The following is a 17565-nucleotide window of genomic DNA, read 5'->3' as shown; positions in this document are numbered from 1 at the left end:
CGCGTCCCATCCAGAGCCGAACGCGGAGCGTCCGTTGAGGCATTCCCACGCAGAGCGTGGGAACGATCAGTCAGCGAGCCAACTCATTCATCCGCTGAAGCACGGCATTGAGGCCATTGCTGCGCGATGGCGATAGCTGGCGGGACAGGCCGAGCTGATTAAACCAATCCGGCAAATCGATTTGCTTTATATCAGCCGCCGACAAGCCGTTGACCCGCAACAGCAGCAACGCCACCAACCCGCGAATCATCCGCGCATCGCTGCTTGCCTTGAACTGCCAGTGTCCGTCGCGCAAATCCCCGACCAGCCACACCTGACTCTCACAGCCATGCACCCGGTTGGCCTCGCACTTTTGCGCGTCATCCAGCGCCGGCAAGCGATCGCCGAACTGCATCAGCAACCGCGCCCGCTGTTCCCAGCCAGCCGCATTCTGAAAGATCTGCAGCGCCTCAGCCGCTTCAACCGGCAGGCTCATCGCAACATCTCCAGCGCCTGATCCAGCGCCTTGAAAAAGCGCTCCAGATCTTCCGAGTCGTTATACAGCGCCAGCGACACGCGAATCGCGCCGGCCAGTTCGAAGCTTTTCATCAGCGGCATGGCGCAGTGATGCCCGGCGCGTACGGCGATGCCTTGTTCGGTGAGCAGATGCGCCAGATCGGCGTTGTGCACGCCTTCGACGACAAAACTGGCCAAGGCCAGTTGCGGCTTGCCGAGCAGGCGAATGCCGTTGCGTGCGGCGAGGCCGCGCAACAGGTAGTCGTGCAGCGCCGCTTCGTGGGCAGACACGGCTTGCTGATCCAGTCCAGCCAGATAATCCAGCGTGGCTCCGAGGCCGATGACACTGGCGATCGGCGGTGTGCCTGCCTCGAACCCCAACGGCGCCGGGCGGAAGCGCGAATCCTGATAGTTGGCGTCGAGCACCATCTCGCCGCCGAACTGCCAATGCTGCAATTGCTCCAGCGCAGCGTTGCGCCCGAACAGCACGCCGAGGCCATCGGGGCCGTAGAGTTTGTGGCTGGAAAATACATAGAAGTCGCAACCCAGCGCCTGTACATCATGCCGACCGTGCACCACACCTTGCGCACCATCGACCACGGTCAGCGCGTTCTGCGCCTTGGCCATGCCCAGCAAAGCGGTCAGTGGCTGCCAGGCGCCGAGCACATTGGACAACTGGCTGACCGCCAACAAACGCGTGCGCGGGCCGATCAGGTGTACGGCAGCGCCGAGGTCGATCAGGCCGTCGGCATCCAGCGGCAGGATCACCAGTTTCAGATTGCGACGTTGCGCCAGTTGCTGCCACGGCAGCAGGTTGGCGTGATGCTCCAGGGCGCTGATGACAATCTCATCGCCCGGCTGAAACAGAGGCTCCAGACCATAAGCCAGCAGATTCAGCGCGCTGGTGGCGCCGTGGGTGAAGATGATTTGCCCGCTGTCACCGGCATTCAGCCATTGGCCAACCTTGCGCCGACTGTCTTCGAACGCTTGCGTCGCGTGGGCACCGGGCAGGTGTTGCGCACGATGCACATTGGCCGCGCCGTTGGCGTAGTAATGCGTCAGTGCGTCGAGCAGGGCCTGGGGTTTTTGCGTGGTGGCGGCGCTGTCCAGATAGGTCTGGTCTTGCCGTTGCAGCGCGGCGATGGCCGGGAAATCGGCGCGCCAGGGGGAGGGGATCATCATGGGTTCAGCCCTGTGAAATTGGGCGGGGTGTACGCCAAACCTTGTGGGAGCGAACCTGCACGCGAAAGCGTCCTTGAGGACGCCAAAAGCTTCGCGAGCAGACTCGCTCCCACAGGCCTACAGCGCTTAGTTGTGAGCGTGCAGCGCTTCGTTCAGTTCGATCGCCGATTTGTGGGTCTTGCATTCCACAGCACCGGTTTCCGAATTGCGACGGAACAGCAGATCAGTCTGACCGGCCAGCTCACGTGCTTTCACAACCTTGACCAGATTGTTGTTTTCGTCGAGCAGCGCAACCTTGGTGCCAGCGGTCACGTACAGGCCCGATTCCACAGTGTTGCGGTCGCCCAACGGAATACCGATACCGGCGTTGGCGCCGATCAGGCAGCCTTCGCCGACCTTGATCACGATGTTGCCACCGCCCGACAGGGTGCCCATGGTCGAGCAACCGCCGCCCAGGTCCGAACCCTTGCCGACGAAGACGCCAGCGGAAACGCGGCCTTCGATCATGCCCGGGCCTTCGGTGCCAGCGTTGAAGTTGATGAAACCTTCGTGCATCACGGTGGTGCCTTCGCCGACATAGGCGCCCAGACGCAGACGTGCAGCATCAGCGATACGCACGCCGGCCGGTACCACGTAGTCGGTCATTTTCGGGAACTTGTCCACTGAGAACACTTCCAGCAGCTCGCCGCGCAGGCGTGCTTCGAGTTGCATTTCTGCCAGTTCGCTCAGGTCGATCGCGCCCTGGCTGGTCCACGCCACGTTCGGCAGCAGCGGGAAGATACCGGCGAGGCTGACGCCGTGCGGCTTGACCAGACGGTGCGAGAGCAGATGCAGCTTGAGGTAGGCCTCAGGCGTGGAGGTCAGTTGCGCGTCTTCGGCCAGCAGCGTGGCGACCAGCGGCTTGTGGCTTTCGGCCAGGCGGGTCAGCAGCTTGCCTTGCACGGCGTCGATGCCTTTCACGGCTTCAGCCAGTTGCGCAGCCTGGGCGGTGGTGAAGGTGATGGCCTGGTTGCCTTCGGTGTAACCGAGGATCGGCGCAACAGCCGCGACCAGTTCGGCCGAAGGGTTGAGCAGTGGCTGGGCGTAGAACACTTCCAGCCATGCGCCTTGACGGTTCTGGGTGCCGACACCAAAAGCGATGCTGAACAGGGAATTGGACATGTGAATACCTCTACAAAGAGTGACGGGCTGCTTACTTCAGAGCGGCCGCGTAGATATCTGGCTTGAAGCCAATCAGGGTTTGGTCACCGAGATCGAGCACCGGGCGCTTGATCATCGAGGGTTGTGCGAGCATCAGTTCGATAGCTTTCGCCTGGTCGAGATCGGCTTTGCGTTCGTCGTCGAGTTTGCGAAAGGTCGTGCCGGCGCGGTTCAACACGGTTTGCCAGCCGTGCTCGTCGCACCATTGGGTCAGGTGCTCACGGTCAATGCCGGCGGTCTTGTAATCGTGAAAGTCGTAGCTGACAGCGTGTTCATCGAGCCAGGTGCGCGCCTTTTTCATGGTGTCGCAGGCTTTGATGCCGAAAAGGTGCAACGTTTTACTTGAAACGGCCAAGGAATCGCCCCCTTTACAGGTGCTGGAAAAAAATGGTGACGGATTATGCCATGACCGGACGGTTTCGTCGGCCACGGTTGTCGTAACGCTGTAAAACCTGTGGGAGCGAGCTTGCTCGCGAAGGGGGCCTGTCAGTCAATTTCTGTGCTGAATGACACACCGCATTCGCGAGCAAGCTCGCTCCCACATTTAGTCCGGCGTCCAGGCGTGCGACGTATGTGCAACGGTCAGCCACAGCCTAAGGCGCTAATATGGCAGTTCAACGCTGTCGATCGCCTGAGATTCTGGTTTTATGCAAACTGCTTACACCGTCCTCATCCTGCTGATGCTGGTCAGCGTCTCGCGACTGGTCGGGCGGGTCATCCCGCTGCCGTTGCCGCTGGTGCAAATTGCTGCCGGTGCCTTGCTCGCCTGGCCGACGCTTGGCCTGCACGTCGCCCTCGATCCCGAATTGTTCCTGTTTCTGTTCCTGCCGCCGTTGTTGTTTTCCGATGGCTGGCGCATGCCCAAACGCGCCTTCTGGCAATTGCGTGGACCGATCCTGACCCTGGCGGTCGGCCTTGTTCTGTTCACCGTGGTCGGTGCCGGTTATTTCATTCATTGGCTGTTGCCAACGATTCCGCTGCCAGTGGCCTTTGCCCTGGCAGCGGTTTTATCGCCAACGGACGCCGTGGCGGTTTCAGCGATTTCGCAGAACCGTCTCCCCACGCCGCTGATGCACATCCTTCAGGGCGAGGCGCTGATGAATGACGCCTCAGGCCTGGTGACCTTCAAGTTCGCCCTCGCTGCAGCGGTCACGGGCGTGTTTTCGTTGACCAATGCCAGTCTGACCTTCGTCGCGGTGGCGCTCGGTGGCCTGGCTGTGGGTGTAGCGTTGAGCTGGCTGGTCGGGCGCCTGCGCGCGTGGATGATCGCCCGCGGCTGGGACGATCCGGCCACTCACGTGGTGTTCATGTTGCTGCTGCCGTTCGCCGCTTACGTACTGGCTGAACGTCTGGGCGCTTCGGGCATTCTTTCGGCGGTGGCGGCGGGGATGATGCAAAGCTGGCTCGACCTGCTGCCGCGCCAGACCAGCACGCGATTGCTTAATCGCAGCGTCTGGGCGCTGCTCGAATTTGCGTTCAATGGCTTGATCTTCCTGCTGCTTGGCCTGCAATTGCCAGACATCATCAAGGCGGTGGTCAGCCATGAGCCGACGCTGTGGCCAACGCTGTTCTATCGCTGCCTCGATGTGCTGGCGATTTTCGTCGCGCTGGTGCTGCTGCGGTTCATCTGGGTGCAGAGCATCTGGCGCTTGTCGGTGTTGCTGCGCCGAGTGCGCGGCAAGGGCGAGCTGACGCAAGTGCCCACGGCGCGTTCATGCTGGTTGCTGACGGTGGGCGGTGTGCGCGGGGCGGTGACGCTGGCAGGCGTGATGTCGGTGCCGATGCTGATCGGCGCCGAGGCTTTTCCTGAACGCGACTTGCTGATCTTCATTGCTGCCGGGGTGATTCTGCTGTCGCTGGTCTCGGCCTGTATCGCGCTGCCCTTGCTGCTGCGCGGCATCGACAAAAGTCCTGACGACAAGCGTCGTCAGGAAGTGCGCGACGCTTGGCGCAAGACAGCCGAAGCGGCGATTCACTCGCTGGAAAGCGAAGAAGTGGTCCCGCAGGATGCCGCTCAAGCGGCGCTGGCAGCGGAGCTCAAGGCGCGGATCATGTCCGAATATCGCCATCAACTTGATGTGTTCAATGATTCCGCCGAAGCCCAGGCGCTGGCATTCCAGATGGATCTGCTTGAACGGCGTTTGCGCTTGAAAGCGCTGCGCGCGCAACGCCTGGAACTCTACAGCCTCAGCCGTCAGCACCAGATCGGTGATGACGTGTTGCGAGAAGTGCTCGGCGAATTGGATTTGAGCGAGGCCAATCTGGGGCAGGTCAAGTCGTAGCACGAGATGATTCCTGATGGCGATTCAAGGGGATTCGCAAGAGCCGCCGTCAGGAATTTCGATCGGATAGAAATGTGCGCAGATGCGTTTGTCCTGCCAACTTATTTCCGTGTTCATCGGTATCTCAAACTTCCCATCGGTTAGTTCCTTCTCGACAGGATAATGCATGATTGAAGTCGGGTCGTATGGGGTGACGGTGATCGCCTCGTCTATCGGTGTAAAAATGTTCAGGTCCACGCTTTGCTTATCCATTCCCCATTTTTCCGCATATTCCTGATAGACCTTCGGTCTGTTCCAGGGAATGTTAGCATCAGGGTGCAGATGCTCATGATGAAAACCGAGCGCATGACCGAACTCGTGTATTACTACCGTGCGAAAATCCGCATCTCCCGGACGCGCGTATATGAACATCGTGGGTTTTCCTGCCGCGACTGTTAGTGCGTCGGTGCCAATTTGCGAAGCGTTTTGAGTAGTGTCGGTTGTAATTCGGATTACGCCGTCTTTACTATCGATGAAGCTAAAGGTGAGGCTGACATAGTCCGCCCATTCCCATATATGGCTCTTTATCGCTTCTTTCAGCGAGGCGGGTGGGTTGTCCATAAACGAAATGGTCAGGTGGCGGCTCGGGTGCCAACACTTTGCATTGAGTGCCATGGTCCGGTAGGTCAGGCCTGAGTTGTTGGTGTACGAAATATTTTTCGAGTTTTCATTGATGGCCGCTCGAAAGCTGGCAACTGGATCTTCTATTTCAAGATTCAGACAGGGTCTGGTTTTGTACATGGTCAATTCCTTTGAGGTTTTTATCCAGGGTCGACTGCAAGTTAGTGGTTAAAAACTTGTAGTTTGTAAGTTGGTTATTGCGGGGGTAGGTTATTAGTTAGTGTATTGAGGAGTAAAGGAGGGGGTTGTAAGTTAGCGTTTCTTTTTTTTAGTCAGCATCAGGTGGCCTGATGCGGACTCTTGAAAGTTACTGTTGGCGAGTTACGAATGCGCGTATTCTTTCGGCGGCCTCGACACATTCAGCCAACGGCGCAACCAGCGCCATGCGCACGCGGCCCGCCCCCGGATTGACGCCATCGACATCGCGAGACAGATACGAGCCCGGCACCACGGTCACGTGCTCTTGCTCGAACAAATCACGGCAGAACGCCGCATCATCGCCCTGCACGTTCGGCCACAGATAGAAGCTGCCGTCCGGGCGCTGTACGTCCATGACCGGGCTGAGAATGTTCAGCACCGCATCGAACTTCTCGCGGTACAGCGCACGGTTGGCGCGCACATGCACTTCGTCATTCCACGCGGCAACGCTGGCCAGTTGAGTCTGCACTGGCATCGCGCAGCCGTGGTAAGTGCGATAGAGCAGGAAACCCTTGAGGATGTCGGCATCGCCGGCAACGAAGCCTGAGCGCAGGCCCGGCAGGTTGGAGCGCTTGGACAGGCTGTGAAAGACCACGCAGCGCTTGAAGTCATTGCGGCCCAGTTCGACGCAGGCGCTGAGCAGGCCTGGCGGCGGGGTTTGTTCGTCGAAGTACAGTTCGCTGTAGCACTCGTCGGCGGCAATGACGAAGTCATACTGATCAGCCAGGGCGATCAACTTCTTCAGAGTCTCGACCGGAATCAGCGCGCCGGTCGGATTGCCCGGCGAGCACAGGAACAGAATCTGGCAACGCTGCCAGATCTCCGGCGCTACTGCGTCGAAGTCCGGGTTGAAGCCGTTTTCATCGAGGCATGGCAGGTAATGCGGCTTGGCCCCGGCGAGGAACGCCGCGCCTTCGTAGATCTGATAGAACGGGTTGGGGCTGACCACCAGCGCATCGTTGCCACGGTTGACCACGGTCTGGGTGAAGGCGAACAGCGCTTCACGGGTGCCGTTGACCGGCAGCACATTGCGCGCCGGATCGATCCAGCCGTTCGGCACACCAAAACGACGCTCGCACCAGCCGGCGATGGCTTCGCGCAGGGCCGGGATGCCGAGGGTGGTCGGGTACACCGCCATCTGATCCAGACTGTTCGCCAGCGCTTCGGCGACAAAACTCGGCGAACGGTGTTTCGGCTCGCCGATCGACAGGGCGATCGGGCGTTTGTCCGGGTTCGGCGTAACGCTGCCGAGCAGGGCGCGGAGCTTTTCGAACGGGTACGGCTGGAGCTGGTTCAGAGCGTTGTTCATGGGGGCCTCTTTTAAATGCTCAAGAGCTTTCTGTGGCGAGGGGATTTATCCCCGTTGGGCTGCGCAGCGGCCCCAAAAACCATTCACTGCGGTTCAACTGAATGTCCGCATACACAGGTTTTACGACTGCTTCGCAGCCGAACGGGGATAAATCCCCTTGCCACAGGGGATTGTATGTACCGGAGGAAGGCATGGGCTGCATTCACACGGATAAACGGGTGATTCAGATACTGATCCGCGAAAGTTTGATATCCGGTTCCTGATTGACGCTCAGCTGTTCGACGATCGCATCCTGCAAACGGCTGCACAGCAGCGGATCGGACAACGGCTGGTTGTGCGCGTCGGTGATGAAGAACACGTCTTCCACGCGCTCGCCCAGGGTCGCAATCTTGGCGTTCTGCAGCGACAGGTCGAACTCGAGGAAAATCCCCCCGACCCGCGCCAGCAGGCCCGGCCGGTCTGGCGCCGTCAGTTCCAGCACGGTCACCGGACGCTGGGCGTCGTTGTGAATGGTGACCTGCGGCGCAAAGGCGAAATGCTTGAGCTGACGCGGCACCCGGCGCTGGATGATCGTCGGGTAGTCGTCCGGGTTGCGCAGCGCTTCGGTCAGGCCTTCGCGGATCTGCTTGATCCGCGCGGGGTTGTCGCCGATCGATTCGCCTTCGTTGTCGAGCACGATATAGGTGTCGAGAGTGAACTGGCTGCTCGAGGTGATGACCCGGGCGTCGTGAATGTTCAGGTTGAGCTGGTCCATCGCCGCCACGGTCACGGCGAAGAAATCGTGCTGGTCCGGTGCATAAATGAAGATCTGCGTGCCGCCCTCGAACTCGCGCTGGGTGGTTTCCTTGATCAGCACCAGCGGCCCGCCATCAACCGGTTGCTGCAGGATCGCATCGCTGTGCCAGGCTACATCGCCGGCGGTGTGGCGCAGGAAATAATCATCGCCCAATTGCGCCCACAGTTGCTCGACATCGTCCGGGTCGGTGCCGCCGCGCACCAGGATGTCCAGCGCGGCACTTTGCGTCTGGCGGATCTGTTCTTCGCGATCCACCGGGTTTTCCAGACCCCGGCGCAGGGCGCGCTTGGTCTCGGTATAAAGCTGGCGCAACAGGCTGGCGCGCCATGAGTTCCACAGCGTCGGGTTGGTCGCGTTGATATCGGCCACGGTCAGCACGTAGAGGTAGTCGAGGCGGGTTTCGTCGCCGACCGCCTGGGCGAAATCGTGGATCACCTGCGGGTCGGACAGATCCTTGCGCTGCGCAGTGGTGGACATCACCAAATGGTTCTGCACCAGCCAGACGATCAGGCGGCTGTCCCACACCGGCAACTGGTGACGCTGGCAGAACGCCTCGGCATCGACCGCGCCGATCTCCGAGTGATCACCATGCCGGCCCTTGCCGATATCGTGATACAGACCGGCCATGTAGATCAGCTCAGGCTTGGGCAGCTTGGCCATGAGCTTGGCCGCCAGCGGAAATTTCTCCGAGACCTGGGTGTACTGCAGTTTGCGCAGGTGCTTGATCAGATTCAGCGTGTGCGCATCGACCGTATAAATGTGGAACAGGTCGTGCTGCATCTGCCCGACGATAAAACCGAACTCGGGCAGGTAGCGCCCGAGAATGCCGTAACGGTTCATCCGCCGCAGATTGCGATGGATGCCGATCTTGCACTTGAACAGCTCGATGAACAGGCTGGTGTTGCGGATATCGTTACGGAAGTTGTCATCGATCAGATGACGATGTTCTCGCAGCAGACGAATGGTGTCGGCGCGCACGCCTTTGATTTCCGGCTGCTGGGCCATCAGCACGAAAATCTCCAGCATGGCGAACGGCGTGCGGCGGAACACGTTGTCATTGCGCGCTTCGATGTAACCGTCATGCAACTGGAAGCGCGAATTGATCGGTTGCGGCGGCGCTTCGTCTTCCGGAGCGAGGATGACTTCCTCGAAGTGCTGGATGATCAGATCGCTCAGTTGGGCGATGCTCATCACCGTGCGGAAATACTGCTGCATGAAGTTTTCGACCGCCTGTTTGGCGTCGTCTCCTTCAAAGCCGAGCAGGCCGGCAATGGTGCGTTGATGATCGAACAGCAAGCGGTCTTCGGAGCGGCCGGCGAGCATGTGCAGCGCGTAGCGCACTTTCCACAGGAATTCCTGGGAGGAGGCGAGCAGGGCGTTTTCGCTTTCGACCAGAAAGCCTTCGCCAGCGAGGGCGCGCAGGTTCAGGGTGCCGTACTGACGGCGGGCGACCCAAAGGATCGTCTGAATATCGCGCAGGCCACCGGGCGAGCCTTTAACGTTCGGTTCGAGGTTGTACTCGGTGTCGTTGTATTTGTGGTGGCGAGCCTTCTGCTCGGCACGCTTGGCCAGGAAGAACTCCTTGGCCGGCCACATGTGCGCGGTGCTGGTGACGTCGAGCATGCGCTGGCGCAGACGCTCGGGGCCGCAGATGGTGCGGCTTTCCATCAGATTGGTGACCACAGTCAGGTCGGCGCGGGCCTCTTCTGCGCATTCGTCGACCGAGCGCACGCTCTGGCCGACCTCCAGACCGATGTCCCAAAGCAGCGTCAGAAAACGCTCGATGGAATCGCGGAAAACTTCGTGGTCGGCACTGTCGAGCAGAATCAGCAGATCGATATCAGAGTAGGGGTGCAGTTCGCCGCGACCGTAGCCGCCCACCGCCACCAGAGCGATGTCGGCGTCTTCGCTCCAGTTGAACTGCTCCCAGGCCTTTTGCAGGATATTGTCGACAAACCAGGCGCGGTCCTCAATCAGCCGGCGGATGTCGCGGCCATTGCGAAAACGCGTGTCGAGGACCTCGCGGGCCTGGCGGATCGCCTTCTTGAACGCCGCGATAGGACTCGCTTTGAGGGCCAGTTCAGCCTGGAACTGGCCGCGGTCGAAGAGTTCGGGATCCACCTGCGGCATCGATTGGCTTTCCTTCTATAGGCTGGGAGCGTTCTGGGTGTCAGGCCGAGACACGCGGGATGGTGTCATCGCTGCGCAAGGTGAAGATCTCGTAGCCGGTGTCGGTGACCAGCAGGGTGTGTTCCCACTGTGCCGAGAGCTTGCGGTCTTTGGTGATCGCGGTCCAGCCGTCGCCCAGAACCTTGGTGTCGGCCTTGCCCTGGTTGATCATCGGCTCGATGGTGAAGGTCATGCCAGCCTTCAGTTCCATGCCGGTGCCGGCGCGACCGTAGTGCAGAATCTGCGGTTCTTCGTGGAAGACCTTGCCGATGCCGTGACCGCAGAACTCGCGCACCACCGAGAAACCGTTCTTTTCCGCGTGCTTCTGGATGACTTCGCCGATGTCGCCGAGGCGGCAGCCGGGTTTGACGATCTCGATCGCCTTGTACATGCATTCCTGGGTGACCTGCGACAGGCGCTCGGCCCAGACCGGCACTTCGCCGACGTGGAACATGCGGCTGGTGTCGCCGTGGTAGCCGTCCTTGATCACCGTGACGTCGATGTTCAGGGTGTCGCCGTTTTTCAGCGGCTTGTCGTTAGGGATGCCGTGGCAGACCACATGGTTGATCGAAGTGCAGATCGACTTCGGGTAGCCCTTGTAGTTGAGCGGGGCAGGGATGGCCTGCTGCACATTGACGATGTAGTCGTGGCAGATCTGGTTGAGCTGATCGGTGGTCACGCCCGGTTTGACATGTTCGGCAATCATTTCCAGCACATCGGCGGCCAGTTTGCCGGCGACACGCATGCCAGCGATGTCCTCGGGGGTTTTGAGGTTGACGGTCATACAGGCTCTCTCTGCGCTCGGCGGCGCTTACGGATACGAATTGGGTGGCAAGCGTACATTTTGCGACCCTGAAAAACGCGATTCTACCAGACGGGAGGCGCAAATCCGCGCCTGCATGTCCAGCTTGTATCTATACAATGGTGCCCATCGAGCCGATTCCAAGGGGGCTGCGCCCGTGTCCCTGGTGCGAATACAGATTCCGGGTTCCGTTTCTGCGCACCCTGTGGTATAAAATGCGCCGCTTTCCGGGGATGCCCCGAAAAGCTTAAATCCACACACGTGTCGACACGATGACCTGGGTGCCTTGGGCTTTATGCCTCTGGTTGGTCATTGGGATACGTGGAGGCCAAACCCGACTTATCAAGGAACTATCATGTCCCAAGTCAACATGCGCGATATGCTGAAGGCCGGTGTGCACTTCGGTCACCAAACCCGTTACTGGAATCCGAAAATGGGCAAGTACATTTTCGGCGCGCGTAACAAGATTCACATCATCAACCTTGAAAAAACCCTGCCAATGTTCAACGAAGCTCTGACTTTCGTAGAGCGTCTGGCCCAGGGCAAAAACAAGATTCTGTTCGTCGGCACCAAGCGTTCCGCTGGCAAGATCGTTGCTGAAGAAGCAGCACGTTGCGGCTCGCCGTACGTCGATCACCGCTGGTTGGGCGGCATGCTGACCAACTTCAAAACCATTCGTGCTTCCATCAAGCGTCTGCGTGACCTTGAAGTTCAAGCCGAAGACGGTACTTTCGCCAAGCTGACCAAGAAAGAAGCGCTGATGCGCTCCCGTGATCTTGAGAAGCTGGATCGTTCGCTGGGCGGCATCAAGGACATGGGCGGTCTGCCAGACGCACTGTTCGTGATCGACGTTGACCACGAGCGCATCGCGATCACCGAAGCCAACAAGCTGGGCATCCCGGTCATCGGCGTTGTCGATACCAACAGCAGCCCGGAAGGCGTTGACTACATCATCCCAGGCAACGATGACGCCATCCGCGCTATCCAGCTGTACATGGGTTCGATGGCTGACGCAGTTATCCGCGGCCGCAACAACGTTGCTGGCGGTACTGTAGAATTCGCAGCTGAAGAAACTCAGGCTGCAGCTGAGTAATCGACGCCCTTGGCGTTGACTCAGTAAGCAAAAAGGGGGCTTGGCCCCCTTTTTGCCACCTCGAAAACCATTTGTCGGCGCCCACGTCTGTATTTGTCATGTGCGGCAGCCAACATGGGTGGTTCGGGAAGAATTGAACGCCCGTTCGATCGGGTGGAATGGTTGAAAACCTATCCAAGAGGAATTTGAAAATGGCAGCAATTACTGCAGCGTTGGTCAAAGAACTGCGCGAGCGTACCGGCGAAGGCATGATGGATTGCAAGAAAGCCCTGGAAAAGGCTGACGGCGACATCGAAAAAGCCATTGATGACATGCGTGCTTCGGGCGCGATCAAGGCTGCGAAAAAAGCTGGCAACGTTGCCGCTGAAGGCGCAATCGCCATCAAATCGAATGACAAGGCAGCCGTGCTGCTGGAAGTCAACTCGCAGACCGACTTCCTGGCCCTGCAAGACGACTTCAAGAACTTCGTTGCTGCCAGCGTAGAAAAAGCTTTCGACGAAAAACTGACCGACGCAGCTCCGCTGATCGCCGCTCAGGAAACGGCTCGTGAAGCGCTGGTTGCCAAAGTCGGCGAGAACGTCAACATCCGTCGTCTGGTACGCGTAGAAGGTGACGTTGTCGGCACCTACCTGCACGGTAACAAGATCGGTGTTGCTGTTGTCCTGAAAGGTGGTGACGTCGAGCTGGCCAAAGACATCGCTATGCACGTTGCTGCAAGCAACCCTGAGTTCCTGCTGCCTTCGCAAGTCTCTGACGAAGCGATCGAGCGTGAGAAAGCTGTGTTCCTGCAGCTGAACGAAGAAAAGATCAAAGGCAAGCCAGAAAACATTGTTGAGAACATGGTCAAGGGCCGTATCAGCAAGTTCCTGGCAGAAGCGAGCCTGGTCGAGCAGGCGTTCGTCAAGAACCCTGAAGTCAAGGTTGGCGAACTGGCCAAGAAAGCCGGTGCTGAAATCGTTTCCTTCACTTACTTCAAAGTAGGCGAAGGCATCGAGAAGCCGGTCGACAACTTCGCTGAAGAAGTTGCTGCCCAGCTGGCTGCCGCCAAGCAATAAGACGGTTTTTCAACTGTCGCCCGAAAGAGGCTGCCCGCTAACGCGCGCAGCCTCTTTTCAGATGGGGTACCAATTTTTTATTTGGTTTCCACCCGGAACTGACTTACAAAGCCATGTTCCGATGGCGCTGCAGCAGCGCCAAGCTAGAGTGAACGCCAGCTGTAAACAGCTCGCAAAGAATTTTAAATACGCCGCAGGAGAGATTCGCAATGGCTCAGCAGGGCAGTGGTTATCAGGCTCGCTATAAACGCATTCTACTCAAGCTTAGCGGCGAGGCCCTGATGGGCTCGGAAGAGTTCGGGATCGATCCGAAGGTGCTGGATCGCATGGCGCTGGAAGTCGGCCAACTGGTCGGCATCGGCGTGCAGGTCGGTCTGGTGATCGGCGGTGGCAACCTGTTCCGTGGCGAAGCCCTGAGCAAAGCCGGTATGGATCGGGTCACGGGCGACCACATGGGCATGCTGGCCACTGTGATGAACGCCTTGGCCATGCGCGATGCGCTGGAACGTGCCAATATCTCGGCCATCGTCATGTCGGCCATTTCCATGGTCGGTGTGACCGATCACTACGATCGTCGCAAAGCCATGCGCCACCTGAACTCCAAGGACGTCGTGATCTTCGCGGCCGGTACCGGCAATCCGTTCTTCACCACGGATTCGGCAGCCTGCCTGCGTGCAATCGAAATCGACGCCGACGTTGTGCTCAAGGCCACCAAGGTTGATGGCGTGTACACCGCAGACCCGTTCAAAGACCCGCATGCCGAGAAGTTCGATCATCTGACTTATGATGAAGTACTGGATCGCAAGCTGGGCGTAATGGATCTGACTGCCATCTGCCTGTGCCGCGATCACAAGATGCCGCTGCGCGTATTCAACATGAACAAGCCCGGCGCCCTGCTGAACATCGTGCACGGCGGCGCTGAAGGGACTTTGATCGAGGAAGGCCAACAATGATCAACGAAATCAAGAAAGACGCCCAAGCGCGTATGCAGAAATCCCTGGAATCTCTGAACCACGCGTTCGGCCAGATTCGTACCGGCAAGGCTCACCCGAGCATCCTTGGCAGCGTCATGGTGCCTTACTACGGCACTGACACTCCGCTGAGCGGCGTTGCCAACGTCACCGTGAAAGATTCGCGCACCCTGCAGGTCGTGGCCTTCGAGCGCAACATGCTCGCTGCCGTCGACAAGGCAATCCAGAGCGCCGGTCTGAACCTCAACCCGACCAATCTGGGCGAGTTGCTGTTGATCCCGATGCCTGCCCTTACCGAAGAAACGCGCAAAGGCTTCACCAAGCAGGCCCGCAGTGCAGCCGAAGACGCGCGCGTAGCCGTGCGCAACATCCGTCGCGATGCTTTGGGTGAGCTGAAAAAACTGGTCAAGGACAAGGAAATCAGCGAAGACGAAGAGCGTCGTGCCATCGCCGATATCGATAAGCTGACCAAAGAATCCGAGGCCCAGATCACCAAGGCCACGGACGAGAAAGAAAAAGACCTGATGGCCGTATAAGGGTCGAGCTTTAAATGGACAAGACCAAGCAGACTGCGCCGTCCGCGGTGCCGCGCCATGTCGCGATCATCATGGATGGCAATAATCGCTGGGCGAAAAAACGCTTTATGCCGGGTGTCGCCGGGCATAAAGCGGGCGTGGATGCTGTGCGGGCGGTGATCGAGGTGTGCGCTGAGGCCAAGGTCGAAGTCCTGACCCTGTTCGCCTTCTCCAGTGAAAACTGGCAGCGCCCGGCCGATGAAGTCAGCGCTTTGATGGATCTATTCTTCAAGGCGCTGCGTCGTGAGGCCAAGCGTCTCAACGACAACAACATCAGCCTGCGCATCATTGGCGATCGCTCGCGCTTCCACCCTGAGCTTCAGGCGGCGATGCGCGAGGCCGAGGCCATGACGGTCGGTGCCAACCGCTTTGTCCTGCAGATCGCCGCCAATTATGGCGGTCAGTGGGATATCGCCCAGGCTGCGCAACGTCTGGCGCGTGAAGTCCAGGCCGGGCACTTGCGCCCGGAGGACATCACCCCGGATCTGCTGCAAACGTGTCTGGCCACCGGCGATCTGCCGTTGCCTGACCTGTGCATCCGCACCGGTGGCGAGCATCGCATCAGCAACTTCCTGCTGTGGCAGCTGGCCTACGCCGAGCTGTACTTTTCCGACCTGTTCTGGCCGGACTTCAAACACGACGCCATGCGCACCGCGCTGGCCGATTTCGCTTCACGCCAGCGTCGCTTCGGTAAAACGAGCGAACAGGTCGAAGCTGGAGCCCGGGTTTAATGCTTAAACAACGAATCATCACTGCACTGATCCTGCTGCCGATTGCCTTGTGCGGGTTTTTCCTGCTCAAAGGTGCCGGCTTCGCGCTGTTCATTGGCCTGGTGGTGAGCCTCGGTGCCTGGGAATGGGCGCGTCTGGCCGGCTTCACCGCACAGTCGTTCCGCGTCGGCTTTGCCGCTGTGGTCGCCTTGATGCTGTTTGTCATGTACGTGTTGCCGGGCCTTGCGCCTTGGGTGCTCGGTGCATCGGTGATCTGGTGGGCGATTGCGACTTATCTGGTGCTGACGTATCCACGCTCCAGCGCGCACTGGTCCACTGCGGCAACCAAACTGCTGATCGGCCTGCTTATCCTGCTGCCTGCGTGGCAGGGTCTGGTGCAGATCAAGCAGTACCCGCTGGGTAACTGGTTGATCATGGCGGTGATGGTGCTGGTCTGGGGTGCGGACATCGGTGCTTATTTCTCCGGGCGCAAGTTCGGCAAGCGCAAGCTCGCGCCGCAGGTCAGTCCGGGCAAAAGCTGGGAAGGCGTCTACGGTGGTCTGGCACTGAGTCTGGTGATTACCGCGATTGTCGGGCTGGTGCGCGACTGGACCGTGGCCGAGCTGCTCAAAGGCCTCATCGGCGCGGCAGTGATCGTCTTCATTTCCGTGGTCGGTGACCTTACCGAAAGCATGTTCAAGCGCCAGTCCGGCATCAAGGACAGCAGTAATCTGCTGCCCGGGCATGGTGGCGTGCTGGATCGCATCGACAGCCTGACCGCAGCCATTCCGGTATTCGCCGTACTGCTCTGGATGGCCGCACCGTGAGTCGTCCCCAGCAGATTACGGTGTTGGGTGCGACCGGTTCGATCGGTCTGAGCACCCTGGATGTGATTGCGCGTCATCCTGAGCGTTATCAGGTTTTTGCATTGAGTGGTTTCACCCGTCTTAGCGAATTGCTCGCGCTGTGCGTTCGTCATGTACCGCAATTTGCCGTGGTGCCTGAAGGTGCTGCGGCGCGTGGGTTGCAGGATGACTTGCGTGCAGCCGGTTTGCCGACTCGTGTGCTGGTAGGCGAGGAGGGCCTGTGTCAGGTTGCCTCCGCGCCTGAAGTCGACGCGGTCATGGCGGCCATTGTCGGTGCGGCCGGGCTGCGTCCGACACTGGCAGCGGTCGAGGCGGGCAAGAAGATTCTGCTGGCCAATAAGGAAGCGCTGGTGATGTCCGGCGCGCTGTTCATGCAGGCCGTGCGCAAAAGTGGCTCGGTGCTGCTGCCGATCGACAGTGAACACAACGCGATTTTTCAGTGCATGCCTGCGGATTTCGCGCGCGGCTTGAGCTCGGTGGGGGTGCGGCGGATCTTGCTGACCGCCTCTGGCGGGCCTTTCCGGCAGACGCCGATGTCCGAGCTGGCGCATGTTTCGCCGGAGCAAGCGTGTGCGCATCCGAACTGGTCCATGGGGCGCAAGATCTCCGTGGATTCGGCAAGCATGATGAACAAGGGTCTGGAATTGATCGAAGCCTGCTGGTTGTTCGATGCCAAACCGTCTCAGGTCGAAGTTGTGATTCATCCGCAAAGCGTGATCCATTCTCTGGTCGATTACGTCGATGGCTCGGTCCTGGCGCAATTGGGCAACCCCGACATGCGCACACCGATCGCTAACGCATTGGCCTGGCCGGAGCGTATCGATTCCGGCGTACCGCCACTGGATCTGTTCGCCATTGCACGACTGGATTTTGAGGCGCCCGATGAAAGCCGCTTCCCCTGTCTGCGTTTGGCCCGTCAGGCCGCCGAAGCTGGCAACAGCGCGCCGGCGATGCTCAACGCGGCCAATGAAGTGGCCGTGGCAGCGTTTCTCGACGGACGGGTTCGCTACCTGGAAATCGCGAGTATCATCGAGGAAGTCTTGAATCTGGAGCCGGTGGTGGCGCTGCACGACCTCGACGCCGTATTTGCGGCGGACGCGAAAGCGCGACTGCTGGCCGAGCAATGGTTGAGTCGGCACGGCCGATAGTTTTTTGTAACGCAACGGCGACACGCGACACTGAACAGGATTGCGGAGAAAGTA

General features: G+C 59.4%; 16 protein-coding genes and 1 pseudogene. 9 read left to right on the top strand and 8 right to left on the bottom strand.

The genetic code is table 11. The annotated features are described in order from the left end of the window. Positions 1 to 70 precede the first annotated feature (70 nt). The 4 genes from D8U61_RS19330 to D8U61_RS19315 form a co-directional block, all read right to left on the bottom strand. Positions 71 to 475 (bottom strand): SufE family protein, encoded by a 405-nt coding sequence (locus D8U61_RS19330; RefSeq protein ID WP_016771483.1) that lies wholly within the window; start codon positions 473 to 475, stop codon positions 71 to 73. Then, entirely contained in the window at positions 472 to 1677 is a 1206-nt protein-coding gene (locus D8U61_RS19325; protein WP_130927476.1) for a cysteine desulfurase, read from the bottom strand. Before D8U61_RS19325 ends, D8U61_RS19330 begins: the two co-directional genes overlap by 4 nt. Before the next feature lie 126 nt (positions 1678 to 1803). After that, on the bottom strand, positions 1804 to 2838 hold the full coding sequence (gene dapD, locus D8U61_RS19320; protein WP_041478134.1) for a 2,3,4,5-tetrahydropyridine-2,6-dicarboxylate N-succinyltransferase: 1035 nt from the start codon (positions 2836 to 2838) through the stop codon (positions 1804 to 1806). A 31-nt stretch (positions 2839 to 2869) separates the two neighbouring features. Then, positions 2870 to 3232, bottom strand: a complete 363-nt coding sequence (locus D8U61_RS19315; protein WP_269670131.1) for an ArsC family reductase — start codon at positions 3230 to 3232, stop codon at positions 2870 to 2872. Positions 3233 to 3331: 99 nt separating this feature from the next. Here D8U61_RS19315 and D8U61_RS28115 point away from each other — a divergent pair. Beyond that, positions 3332 to 3418: pseudogene (locus D8U61_RS28115) on the top strand (metal ABC transporter ATP-binding protein); the annotation flags it as partial. A gap of 106 nt (positions 3419 to 3524) precedes the next feature. Next, the gene (locus tag D8U61_RS19305; RefSeq protein ID WP_130927475.1) at positions 3525 to 5159 is read left to right on the top strand and encodes a Na+/H+ antiporter; all 1635 of its coding nucleotides are present in this window, start codon (positions 3525 to 3527) and stop codon (positions 5157 to 5159) included. Between the two features lie 24 nt (positions 5160 to 5183). On the opposite strand, the gene D8U61_RS19300 is transcribed toward D8U61_RS19305, so the two are convergent. From D8U61_RS19300 to map, 4 genes are all read right to left on the bottom strand, one after another. Then, positions 5184 to 5939 carry a M12 family metallopeptidase gene (locus tag D8U61_RS19300; protein WP_130927474.1) on the bottom strand — a complete coding sequence of 252 codons (756 nt, stop codon included), beginning with the start codon at positions 5937 to 5939 and terminating at the stop codon, positions 5184 to 5186. A 187-nt stretch (positions 5940 to 6126) separates the two neighbouring features. After that, positions 6127 to 7326, bottom strand: coding sequence for a succinyldiaminopimelate transaminase (gene dapC, locus D8U61_RS19295; protein ID WP_130927473.1), 1200 nt, complete (start codon positions 7324 to 7326; stop codon positions 6127 to 6129). A 223-nt stretch (positions 7327 to 7549) separates the two neighbouring features. Further along, the gene (locus D8U61_RS19290; protein WP_016771478.1) at positions 7550 to 10252 is read right to left on the bottom strand and encodes a [protein-PII] uridylyltransferase; all 2703 of its coding nucleotides are present in this window, start codon (positions 10250 to 10252) and stop codon (positions 7550 to 7552) included. Positions 10253 to 10292: 40 nt separating this feature from the next. Continuing rightward, positions 10293 to 11075 (bottom strand): type I methionyl aminopeptidase, encoded by a 783-nt coding sequence (map, locus tag D8U61_RS19285; RefSeq protein WP_016771477.1) that lies wholly within the window; start codon positions 11073 to 11075, stop codon positions 10293 to 10295. Positions 11076 to 11448: 373 nt separating this feature from the next. Between map and rpsB the strand changes: the two genes are divergently transcribed. The 7 genes from rpsB (at position 11449) to ispC (ending at position 17511) form a co-directional block, all read left to right on the top strand. Next, positions 11449 to 12186 (top strand): 30S ribosomal protein S2, encoded by a 738-nt coding sequence (rpsB, locus tag D8U61_RS19280; RefSeq protein ID WP_003222119.1) that lies wholly within the window; start codon positions 11449 to 11451, stop codon positions 12184 to 12186. Between the two features lie 191 nt (positions 12187 to 12377). Beyond that, positions 12378 to 13241, top strand: a complete 864-nt coding sequence (gene tsf, locus D8U61_RS19275) for a translation elongation factor Ts (RefSeq protein WP_095180487.1) — start codon at positions 12378 to 12380, stop codon at positions 13239 to 13241. Between the two features lie 209 nt (positions 13242 to 13450). Next, positions 13451 to 14194: a UMP kinase gene (pyrH, locus tag D8U61_RS19270; RefSeq protein WP_003222124.1), complete on the top strand. Its 744-nt coding sequence runs from the start codon at positions 13451 to 13453 to the stop codon at positions 14192 to 14194. Beyond that, positions 14191 to 14748: a ribosome recycling factor gene (gene frr, locus D8U61_RS19265; RefSeq protein WP_007954771.1), complete on the top strand. Its 558-nt coding sequence runs from the start codon at positions 14191 to 14193 to the stop codon at positions 14746 to 14748. The genes pyrH and frr overlap by 4 nt, the downstream gene beginning before the upstream one ends. Before the next feature lie 14 nt (positions 14749 to 14762). After that, complete coding sequence (gene uppS, locus D8U61_RS19260) at positions 14763 to 15518, top strand: polyprenyl diphosphate synthase (RefSeq protein ID WP_016771475.1); 756 nt, start codon at positions 14763 to 14765, stop codon at positions 15516 to 15518. Continuing rightward, complete coding sequence (locus tag D8U61_RS19255) at positions 15518 to 16324, top strand: phosphatidate cytidylyltransferase (protein ID WP_016771474.1); 807 nt, start codon at positions 15518 to 15520, stop codon at positions 16322 to 16324. Before uppS ends, D8U61_RS19255 begins: the two co-directional genes overlap by 1 nt. Continuing rightward, complete coding sequence (ispC, locus tag D8U61_RS19250) at positions 16321 to 17511, top strand: 1-deoxy-D-xylulose-5-phosphate reductoisomerase (protein WP_130902040.1); 1191 nt, start codon at positions 16321 to 16323, stop codon at positions 17509 to 17511. Before D8U61_RS19255 ends, ispC begins: the two co-directional genes overlap by 4 nt. The last annotated feature ends 54 nt before the right edge of the window (positions 17512 to 17565 follow it).

This window comes from Pseudomonas sp. Sample_14, assembly GCF_004307515.1.
Taxonomy (GTDB): Bacteria; Pseudomonadota; Gammaproteobacteria; order Pseudomonadales; family Pseudomonadaceae; genus Aquipseudomonas; species Aquipseudomonas atacamensis.
This window is presented reverse-complemented; position numbering and strand designations above follow the sequence as displayed.